Here is an 11,032-nt window from a genome sequence, read left to right on the forward strand (position 1 = left end):
GCCCATCCGGTTGAGGGCGTAACTAATGGTGGAAACTTGGACGCCAAATCGCTGGGCACGGTCGATTAAACGGTCATCGGGATGGGCAGCAACATCGGCTGCTAAGGCCGCCCAATCCAGTTTCCAAGGACGACGGGGGACAACCGTGGGCGCTAAGTTCTCTCGCTTCAGCCAGCGATGGATGGTGGCGCGGCTCACCTGAAAAATTTGAGTCGCTTCACTGATTTTGCCACCTTGCTGGATGTAGGAGACAACCCGCTCTCGTTAGTCCAAGCTATAGCTCATATTCTTGAGTAACATTCATGACGCTTTGAGTATAGCCTATCCCTCTTGAAAATATCTCACTCTCTTTCGAAATAGCTATAATGTTACAAAGAGCTGGTCTGAGGCCGTGGCCACCCATTTTGAACGGCAATTACAACGTCTGCGCAGTGACTTGCTGCGACTGGGAACACTGGTGGAAAGTGCCTGTCAGTTGGCCTATGGTGTCTTGATTGAGCGACATCTCCTCAGTGTCGAGCAGTTGATCCAAAGGGAGCGGGACATTGACCGCAGCGCCCAAGAACTCAATCGTGAGGCGATCGCCCTGCTGACATTGCAAGCTCCTGTGGCCGAGGATCTCCGATTTTTGGTCATGCTCTCGCACCTCTGCCGCGATCTAGAGCGGATCGGCGATTATGCCCTTGAAATTGGCCGTGCGGGTCAAACGCTGCTGCGCTATCCACCCCCACCCTACCTTGAGGACATCCGCTTGATGTTCCAGCGATCGCAACTGTTACTATCGGAAGCCCTATCCGCCATTGCCAATTTGGATCCTGAGGTGGGGCTAGCCCTTGCCAACTGCGATGATGCCGTCGATGCCGACTATCAACGTCTTTATGAGCGACTCTGCACCCCTTTGGATCCGCAAGAACCAGTGGAATTGCGCTTAATCCTCCTGCTGCTGATTCGCAACCTAGAGCGCATTGGTGATCATGCGGTAACCATTGGCCAGCGCGTCTGCTTCATTGTGCGGGGGGAAGACCCCTAGGAAAAATTGACGTTTTATGCTCGCTGTGCGCTGAATTGCGTCCACAACCTTTGAGAATAGAACTAGTCCTAATTCATAAGTGTTGTCGTGCCTGTGCTCGAATCTGAGGATGGGCCTGTTGGGAGGTAAGGCATGAGGTTAAGCCGTCGTTCTTTTTTGTACGGTGCTGCGGCACTGACACTGATGCCGTGGGTTTGGCAAACGGCAGGCGGCTCCTTGGCAGACTCTCTTCGTCCGTGGCGAGCACTCCTGATTGGCATTAACCACTATCCCCAGTTAGTGGGTGTGCCCCCTTTAGGCGGTTGTCTAACGGATGTTGAGCTAGTGAAAAACCTATTGCTAGATGGCTGGGGGCTAGCGGACAGTGACATTACGCTACTGACGGAACAGGCGGCAACCCTCGATGCGGTTCAAGAAACCCTAGGGGTGCTGGAGCACGCGGGTCAGCCCCTGTTAGTTTACTTTAGTGGCTACGGCACGCTTTGGCAGCAACAACCAGCACTGGTTTTCGCCGATGCCACAGCAGCAGGTGAGGGCATCTTACCGCTTGCTGAATTACTGCGTACCAAAGGGGTACAGGTATGGCTCGACACCCGCTTTAGCCCGCCACCCATTGAGGGGGAGATGTTGCGCTGGCGATTTGTGCCGTTGCAGCCTGTAGAGAGCCGTGGCGCAGGCCGAGTTCCCAAGGATCATCTGCTTTGGGCCGATTTGGGGGTAGAAACGCACCTGAATGGCGTTCCTATGGGACTCTTTACTGCTAGTTTGAGCCATTATCTAGCGGCTTTGGGGGGCGATCGCCCTTTGGCGACGAGCCTGATGTACACCGCCGATGAACTGCGCTGGCAAACCGGGGCAGAAATTCATCTCGTCAGCGATAGCTTGCCGGGGAATGTCCCCCTATCCCACGGCTTTGACGGTGTGGTGCAAAGTACCGGTCACGACCGCGCCCTTCAGGTTTGGTGTGGCGGCCTCAGTCCTTGGCTATTAGCCCATTGTCATCCCCACAGTCGTTGGAGCACTGCTGACGGTGCCACGGTCGTTGACATGGTTAGTTTTAATGGCATCATGGCTCAGGGGGTAAGTGGTCAGCCCCTGCAAGTGGGCGATCGCCTCTATGAGCAACAACGGCGCCTAGGGAAAAATCTGCAGGTACAAGTGGCACTAGACCCCAAGCTGAGCAAAATTGAGCGCGTAGATGCCATCAATGCCCTGACCAACGAAGAGAACGTTGCTGTGCTCAACGGCAGTGAGTCGCTGCCAGATGTGGTTCTCACCAGAAGTGCCACAGGGGGTAGCTATGGATTGGAATGGCCGGTGGGAACATTGCTTCAACACAGTTGTAGTGGTACCAATGAAGCTGCTAAAGCCGGCATCCGCCGCTTGAACCCCCTGCTGAATGCCCTGCTAGCTCAAAAATGGCTGACACTGACCTTGAACCCCACCTCTAGTCAGGTGGCCGTGTGTACAACCCTTGAGCAACTATCGCCAATGGCAAAACTCTTAAGCCGCCAATCCCCACCCCGCAGCCCCAATCCCCTGCCAGATGTCCTGAGCACCAAGCTGCCAGCCACGAACTTAGACACGCCCCTCACCTTGGCCAAGGGGGATACTTGCCGCTGGAGCCTCTACAACTATGGCGATCGCCCCCTCAACATTGTCGCCTTTGCATGGGATAGCAGTCAGGGCATTCTCCTCCTGCCGCTGCAAACACAGTCGTGGCAGTTGGCGGTTGCGCCGGGCTTGAATATTCCCCTTTATACGTGGACGCTGAATCGCCCTTGCCAATGGCTGAAGGTTTTTATCATCAGCAGCCACCGCCCCCTGACTCGTTTTAGTCAACTGAGTAGCCACCCTAGCCATTCAGAGCCATTGCTAATTTCTGGTGAGGATAGTCTTGCCTTGGTTCTCGGTCTGCTAGGGGATCTCAGCAGTGAACCGGAAGGGAATGAGTTTTGCTTGGATGTGCGGGAGTGGTGTACCCAAGGCTTCACGCTGCGGGTGGTCTAGGCCAAGCGCCGCCGCAACAGGGGTTGAATGAGTAGGCTCATCCCCACGGCAACCGCCAAAAGAATCAGCAGCGCTGCTCCCAAGCTTAGGGATCCCCAAGGCGCCACCATGACCACATCACTAAACTGCCAGTCAGGATGTAAATAGACATAGCGAATCGGTTCAATCGCCAAACTGAGGGGGTTGAGGCTGGCAATCCACTGCAACCAGCGCGGCATAAACGACAGGGGCACCAAGGCAGTACTGGCAAAGAGTAACGGCAGGTTGATCACAAAAATCACCGCCAACAGTTCAATGTGACCGGGCAAGGCAAAGGTGAGTCCCAGACTCAAGGCTGTCACACCAAAAACCAAGATTAGTACGGTGGCCAAGACAACTCCAATGCCCGCTAAATTCGGTAGCCCCGTTCCTAGCAGCACCCCTAGGCTGGCGATCGCCACCACCTGAATCAAACTCAGGGTTGTGATGAACAAAGCCGAGGCCAACACAATTGAAAACCGCGAAGCCAATGGCGCCACCAACAGCCGATTCAAAAAGCCAAACTCACGGTCAAACATCACCGGCAGCCCCGCATTGAGGGCACCACTAAAGGCGGTAAACACAATAATGCCGGCGCAGAGAAACTGGCCATAGTTGGAACTCTCGCCAAACAACCCCTGCGGCACATTCTGGAAGAGAGCCCCAAAGAGGATCAGCCAAATCAAGGGTTGTACCACCCCGGCCACTAGGGTTGAGGGGCGGCGCTGTAGTTGGATAAATAGGCGACGGGTTAAAGCGAGCGTTTCCTGAACAAATTCCCCTGAAAAGATACCCGGAACAGCCGTTGCTGAAGAAGGGGTCATAACACAACTCCCAGATCGAACCTGCTTTCTAGGGTAGCAAGGGGTGCGGTTCTAAACCTTGGCCGTGCCCTTCTTGGCGGTCTTTTTCGGCTTGGCGGGTGCCACCTGCATTGCCCAGTTGCGGGTGAGGATCATGCGGGGGTGAATTAAGCGGTGCTGGTCAACCAACCACAACAGCGTGCGATCGCACACCCGCCACACTGCCTCCTGTAAATTTTGGTGAGCCACCTTGCGCAATTCCTCTAGCTCCACTGTCTGGCCTCGCCCCGGCTCCAAGCTATCCGCGAGAAACACAACACAACTCAAGGCATCCATTCCCGGTTGACCCAAGGTATGGTTGGCGACGGCTGCTAAGACCTGTTCATCGGTAATGCCAAATTGCTGTCGCGCCACAAGGGCACTCACATCCGCGTGAAGCAGGTGGGGATCCGCCTCATCCACCTCCGTAATTGGCAGCCCCGCCTCCCGTGCCATGCTCAATAGCCGCTCCGGCGGAAAGTACTTTGCCAAATCGTGTAATAACCCCGCCCACGCCGCCCGATCCACATCCAAGCCATGGTGGAGAGCCAGCTCCGCCGCCATTGTTTCTACCCGCAGGATATGTTGGAGTCGGGGTGCCGGCACATTCTCCGTCAACCACGCCAAAACCTGCTGGCGATCGCACAGCGAATCTTTAGCATCAGTTGTCACAAGCGGGGTCATAGCCAAAGCCACAGCAGGGATGATGAAGTGCTACCCTTGTATCATAACTAAGGTTCTTTTCACAAGAACGGAGGATCGTCAAAGCCCCCAAAACACCCTAAGAGAGGCTGAAATCTGCCTTACGGATTTCAAGTTCATATAAATCTGTAGAAGGAAGTGTAAAGTTTTTGAAAAAACTTCCGTAGTTTTACGGATGGGGTCAGGCAAAGCAAAAAGAGTATTGTAAAGATGAGTTACTCATTCTAAAGCGCAAGATAATTCTATGAGTATGGGATCGACCTAAATGCAATGGTTCCTGCAAGCGCTAACTGCAAAATAGGTCACCTTTTCCTCCCTGCTAACTGTGCTGTTCGTCCCCTTGGCTGCCTATGAGTTACTGCCTAAACCCAAACTGTGTCAAGCCAGAAAACCCCGATGATTTAGAGGTTTGCCAATCCTGTGGCAGCAAATTGTTGCTCAACGATCAATACAAAGCCATTAAAGTGCTGGGGCGAGGGGGGTTTGGCACGACCTTCTTGGCGATTGATACAAAGTTGCCCGGCAATCCCAGTTGTGTGATTAAACAATTACGGCCAGCCGCCACCGCCCCCCATATCTTGGCTATGGCGCGGGAACTCTTTTTGCGGGAAGCGACCACCCTCGGCAAAGTTGGCAATCACCCCCAACTGCCGCGTCTGCTTGGCTACTTTGAAAATGAAAATGAGTTCTATCTCATCCAAGAATATGTGGGTGGCCTCACCCTGCAACAGGAGGTCAAACGCTTTGGCCCCAAAAGCGAAGAAGAGGTGAAGCAGGTTTTGCAGGAAGTGCTGCCCATCCTTGATTACCTACACAAAAATGGTGTGATCCACCGTGACATTAAGCCTGCCAACTTGATCCGCCGTGATATTGACAACAAGCTAGTGCTCATTGACTTTGGTGCAGTCAAAGACAAAGTCACCCAGGCGATGGTGGAAAATGCCCCAGAGCTATCCACATTTACCAGCTTTGCCGTGGGAACGCCCATGTATGCGCCGCCGGAGCAAATGGCCATGCGTCCCATCTATGCCAGCGATATTTACGCTCTGGGTGTCACCTGTGTTTATCTCCTCACTGGTAAATCACCCAAAGAGATTGAGCGAGATCCGCACACGGGGGAATGGCATTGGAAGCGGTACGTCAAAAATATCTCCCCTGAGTTTGCCGCTCTCCTCGACAAAATGCTGGAGGATAGCGTTAAAAACCGTTACCAAAGCGCGATCGATGTCCTAGCCGATCTCCAGCTCCTTGATTGCCAAGAAACACCTGCGCTGGCTGCCCCTACCGTTACAGCAGAGGATGATGACCTCAGTAATGCCCTTGCAGCCCCTCCCAGCCAAGGCCGACCCCGTGGATCAGCTCAGTCCTCTAGTTATGCCTCTTCTGTGCGTCAAAATGCTGCAGCAGCTCGGTTGCGCCAATCGCGGATGACAGGATCTCCATGGGGTGGGCCGCCAGTTGTGGGGGTAGGCTCGGGTCAGCATCTGCGCCCCAAAGTCACCGTACGGATGACGGCTGCCCAAGTGCTAACGGCCTATAAGCGGGGAGAACGGGATTTTGTGGATGTCGATCTCTCCAATGTGGTATTGCGCAATGCCGATCTCTCCGGTGCCAATTTTGCCAATGCCAATTTTACCAATGCTGATTTGAAGGGTTGTATCCTCACCAATGTGGTCTTGCGGGAAGCCAATCTTCAGGGGGCCAACCTGAGTGATGCCAATCTCTGCGGTGCCTATCTGGTGCAAGCCAACTTTGAGCGGGCAAATTTGAAGGGAGCAAAATTGCAGGATGCCTCGATCTCAGGAGCCAACTTTACCAGTGCCGATATTTCTGGGGCAGACTTCAGTATGGTCTCTGGAATGGTTCAAGGCCAACTCGATCGCGCCAAAAAGAATTGGTTTACAAAGTTGCCTAAATACTAAACCCGAACTCAATCAGGGGGGCATCCCCCCAGCTGTCCTAGGATGTGAGACACTTGTCGGAGTCACAGCCGGCAGGCCCTGCTTCCATCACGGGCTGGGTATAGCGGGAAAGGGCTGCATGGAAATCATGGATCCGCTTGCGCCGAGCAACCGCAGCGACTTCTTGCTCGTACCGTTCTTTGCTAATGGGTTCAAAGGGCAGACGCGGGAATGTTTCATGGGCATCAAAGCGTGCCAAGAGCGCCGCAGAGATATACCCTTGATCCTGCTGAATCGCTGTATAAATTGCATGGGCTAGGGGTTCAATCTCCTGTTCTCGCAGTTCGATGGTGGCACTGGTGTTGTGGGTGGTGTAGTGCTGCTGCACCTGCATATAGAAGTCAAACTGCGCCAAGGCCGAAAACTGGCTAATATCAATCGTGTCTGCCCCCGGCAGATCTGCCCAAGAGACGGCAACGGGAATTTCCACTAGCCACTCGGTACACCGTGGATCAAAGGGATCATCAAGAAGTTTCCCTGTCTCATCCTTATCGGACTGGGAGGGAATGATATTGTAGCCAAAGTCATAGCAGGCCATGGCCACGGGGTCGCCCTTGCGGAAGGTAATCCGTCGAATAAAGCGTTGGGCTTTGGGGGGATGCCAGCCGGGAGAGGCACCCGTCAACAGGGATTTGGTACCGGAGGGTTGGACGGTGGTACAGCGATTGGGGCGCTTGAGGCCGTGGCGATCGCAATACTCCCAGACGGTCTCATGGACAATTTGCCGCCAGTGTTGTAGGAAGGCTGCCTCTTGGGCTTTGAATTCGCGCCCTTGGGGGGTATCCGGTCGTCCTGCGGCCCACCATTCCAGCCAAGGCACACCAAAGGCATGAACACAGAAGTCAAATAGCCCCGTAAAACTGACGCCAACAATGGGATCAATCGCGCGGGAGTATTGATAGCGATCGACAACAAAGCGATGGTTCAACAGCGCTGCCACTGAGACCGCACCAGCCTTGAAGGCTTTTTCCTGTGTGATCGTATCCGCTGGATCAATTTGATTCAGGTGGATTTCCGCAAGGTTGCAGTGGAAATCAGCACCAATAATTTCACCGCAATTGTGAGCAACAAAGCCATTGGCATCAAAGCAATTCGGGCCGGGCACGGTACAGTCATACACTGGCTCAATGCCATCGGGAGTAATTGACTCAACGACAACTGTAAAGCGTTCGGGAGGTAAGGAGTCATTATGGGCGATCGCCCCCAATTCCAGAACCCGAGCCAGCGTTGTGAGATTATCCCCTTGGATAACTAGGGATGATTCTGCAACCACCGAAACGATTCCCAAACGCAGTAGCATGCGCTGAATAAGTGAGGCTAGTTGTCGATCCCCCAGTGTGACATGCAGCCGTGGTATTGATGTTAACTGAGTCGTAACGAAAATCTCTCGGAGGAACCCGCAGTAGAATGCATAGCTGCCTTCTTCGATCGTGATTAGGCGAAAGTTCTTTTCTAAGCTATGGGGGAGTACAGCTATCCAGTCGTTTTGGCGGTGTTCAATCCCTGTGAAACAGCCTGCTGCTTGGGTTTGCACAGCAGCGCTTCCTATGGCAACTTGATAAAGGGCTTGAGCGGCGTAACGGCCTTCTTCCCAAGTTCCCTTACCACCCCAAGGGGTTAGATCACGGTGATTGTGCAAAAGAAGGCGATCGCCCGCGTGCAATTGACCTGCTTCTACCCATTCCGTGTATTGTCTTTTCGGGGTTTGGGCGGTCACTTTCAGCAAACGATGGTTCGCGGTGAGCCGTAGGGTATAGCCTTCACGGGTGGTAAGTTTGAGAACTGGCTGGATACCACTCAGGAAAAAGCCAGCGGCGGTGGTACTAAACAATTCGCCATTGACATAGGTGCCGTGCTGTTGGCCGATCAAATCTTTGACTTGGCGCGGCCCTACTTCTGTGAGTACCCACGTATCGCTTGTAACACAGGGATTGAGGCCATAACGACCCAAGCGGTGAGCCAGCTCCCGCTGATCGATAGTGGGCAACAGTTGCCGCAAAAACGCCTCCCCCTGTTGATTTTCATAGGCACGGAGGAAGGCCTGCTTGAGATCCGCTGTAGTCAAAAGATCGGCATTGGCGCGGGCGATCGCCTCCCCGGCCCATTGAATGGCACCTTCTCCTGAATAGAACTGACTGCGCACGGCATTGATACATTCTTCGAGGCTGGGCTTGGTGTGAAAGACACGGGTGTGGTTGGCCATCCGCAGCGCATCCCGCTTCGGATCAATTCGCCAATTGCCTTGCTCATCCTGTTGCCAGAGATTTTGTTTAGCTTGGGCAAAAGCCTCATCCTCACTTGCCCCCTGACGCATACCAGCGCTGTTGTGCATCAGATAACCATCACAGTAAAAACAGTGGGCATCTTCGACCTCAATATCATAGGTCTGAACATAGTCATAGCTGCCTAGTTCCTTTACTGTTACGGGAATATCAAGACTAACTTCAGCTTCAGCAATATACCTCTTGTAATTGGTATCCACGCTTCGGGAACCTTCAAAACCCATTTCCTGCATTTGGCTATAGGTATAGGTTTCCCGCATCATAGTTGCAGGAATTGTAAAGCCATGGGCTTCCTGTCCTTGATGAATTTGGCCTTTCAAGGAATACGGTGCAATGAGACTGTTGTAGCGAGCCTTAAAAGCCGGTAGTTTAAGGTGATATTTGAGTTGCCAATGCTCTTTTTGGGGGAGTGTGACACCGATTCGAGTAGCAATTCCCAAACTAGATAAAAGAGCGCTAACTTGACGAGCAAATTTAGGATATACAGTCGTTAATAGGTAAGGTGGCCGCCCACAGACAGAACCGTCACTATCCACTAGACCTGCTAAGTAAGCGCAACGCACCTCAACCGTTCCCTGCAAGATAAAGCTAGGGACTTCTAACGGTTGTTTAGGTTGCTTAATATAGCGGTGAAAGTATTCTGCAAGATGAATAGAGGTTACTCGCGATCGCAAGGTATTCTCACCTTCAACACACTCTTGTCTGGCTTGTACACCGAAGAGAGTAAGAGCACAGTTGATTTTAGTATGAATCTGCTGAGCAAGCTTGGAATCTAAACTGTTGTAAACCCAACAAATGCTACCAAAGGGTTTGTTGTACTTGTTGCGTCCCAAGCTAACATAACCATCCCCGTGGGTAAAGCCAATTAACCAAGCAACATCAGCCGTCAGTTCTGGAATAGTGATTGCTTGAGAAGTATGACTACCGCGTGGTCGAGAATCAGTCAAGTCTGATGGCAAATGAGTAACTGTGCCGGGTAAAACTTGAGTATTGTGAAGCAGGCGATCGCCCGGGTTTAAGGCATTGACAAATTTCCAGTGAATTCCCCCTGAAACATCCGCAAGAGTTGCAATCCGATGGTTTAGGGTAGCTCGCAGCAAAGGACCATTGGTTATTACTTCATAAGCCTCTTGGTAGCCTTGGTCAAATTTCTGGGTTACTTGCCGAAACCCTAAGGGCGTTTGCACCCAGTCCCCCACTTGGATGTCTTTGATCGGGATCAGTCCCTTGCTTGTGTGTACCAAAGCATCCTCAGGCAAACAACGCCTCACATTGCCAGCAACAACCACAACGGCTGCCTCATCAATCAGCAGACAACACTCCACAGAGGTCAACTGGCGACCCACCGCCGCATTCAACAGTGCCGCGCAGCGATGGTAGAGGTCTGGCAGCTTTACTGGATTGGCAACTCCCCCAAACCCCTTGAGCCGCTCACCGGTGGGACGCACATCACTAATGTCAATCGTCACCTGAACTAAACCACCGAGTTGAGGGTTGCTGGCGAGTTCAAGCAGCGTTTGGTAGGACTTCACCCACCCTTGGCGGCTATCCCCCACTTTGATGTGACAGGTCTGCCCCGTGAGTATTACAGTTGTTTGCTCTTGACGCGCTTCCTTGGGGGTTTGACCAATTTGACCAATGACAGTCACCTCAAGGCGATTGCAAATCGGCGGCAACTGGGAGATGTATTTCTGCTCTAAGATCGCCCCTGTGCCACAGCCCTGCATGGCCAGATCCATCATCAGGCCAAAGGAATCCCAATCTACGACATTGGTGCTGGTGCAGTTGTAGGCACCGGAAAAGTTCTCGGGCTGGCGCACCCAATCCGTTCCTCCGACCCACAGCCAGCGCCCAGAGGGCAACGCCTTTAGCGCCTGCTGCATTTCCCGAAGAAGGGCAACTTCTGCTGCGGTGAGGTGCCCCACTTCCTGTAGTCCTTGCAGGGTGCGATCGCACACCTGTTGCCAACTCTCCCGCTCACCCGCTTCATTTTGGCGGCTGTAGGTGCGGTAAAACACGGGATAGGCGGTGGGAGCCGTAGCGGGGAAGCTAGTTTGAGGACGGGGAGGATTTTGCACCATAGGGGCAGGACTCAATGGCGAAATACTAGGTGTAGTGTACCGAAGCAATCCTTGGGGGTCAATAAGCACTAATTCTAGAGCGACCCGTAACTCCCCTGCCACAGCG

6 protein-coding genes and 1 pseudogene are annotated in these 11,032 nt (G+C 53.2%); 3 read left to right on the top strand and 4 right to left on the bottom strand.

What is annotated here, in order from left to right:
• Positions 1-252, bottom strand: a pseudogene (locus tag RHK62_RS04115) (IS630 transposase-related protein); the annotation flags it as partial.
• Positions 253-391: 139 nt separating this feature from the next.
• Here RHK62_RS04115 and phoU point away from each other — a divergent pair.
• Together phoU and RHK62_RS04125 are read left to right on the top strand one after the other, a co-directional pair.
• Positions 392-1,030, top strand: a complete 639-nt coding sequence (phoU, locus tag RHK62_RS04120) for a phosphate signaling complex protein PhoU (protein ID WP_206201030.1) — start codon at positions 392-394, stop codon at positions 1,028-1,030.
• Positions 1,031-1,162: 132 nt separating this feature from the next.
• Positions 1,163-3,040, top strand: a complete 1,878-nt coding sequence (locus tag RHK62_RS04125; RefSeq protein WP_206201031.1) for a caspase family protein — start codon at positions 1,163-1,165, stop codon at positions 3,038-3,040.
• On the opposite strand, the gene RHK62_RS04130 is transcribed toward RHK62_RS04125, so the two are convergent.
• On the bottom strand, positions 3,037-3,882 hold the full coding sequence (locus RHK62_RS04130) for an ABC transporter permease (protein WP_310453316.1): 846 nt from the start codon (positions 3,880-3,882) through the stop codon (positions 3,037-3,039). The genes RHK62_RS04125 and RHK62_RS04130 overlap by 4 nt on opposite strands.
• Positions 3,883-3,933: 51 nt before the next feature.
• The gene (gene yqeK, locus RHK62_RS04135; RefSeq protein WP_399377962.1) at positions 3,934-4,584 is read right to left on the bottom strand and encodes a bis(5'-nucleosyl)-tetraphosphatase (symmetrical) YqeK; all 651 of its coding nucleotides are present in this window, start codon (positions 4,582-4,584) and stop codon (positions 3,934-3,936) included.
• Between the two features lie 368 nt (positions 4,585-4,952).
• On the opposite strand from yqeK, the gene RHK62_RS04140 reads away from it, so the two are divergent.
• On the top strand, positions 4,953-6,524 hold the full coding sequence (locus RHK62_RS04140; RefSeq protein ID WP_302678822.1) for a serine/threonine-protein kinase: 1,572 nt from the start codon (positions 4,953-4,955) through the stop codon (positions 6,522-6,524).
• 37 nt (positions 6,525-6,561) lie between these two features.
• On the opposite strand, the gene nrdJ is transcribed toward RHK62_RS04140, so the two are convergent.
• Positions 6,562-10,926 (bottom strand): ribonucleoside-triphosphate reductase, adenosylcobalamin-dependent, encoded by a 4,365-nt coding sequence (nrdJ, locus tag RHK62_RS04145; RefSeq protein ID WP_310453318.1) that lies wholly within the window; start codon positions 10,924-10,926, stop codon positions 6,562-6,564.
• Between the last annotated feature and the right edge of the window lie 106 nt (positions 10,927-11,032).

This window comes from Thermosynechococcus sp. HY213 (genome assembly GCF_031460975.1).
Taxonomy (GTDB): Bacteria; Cyanobacteriota; Cyanobacteriia; order Thermosynechococcales; family Thermosynechococcaceae; genus Thermosynechococcus.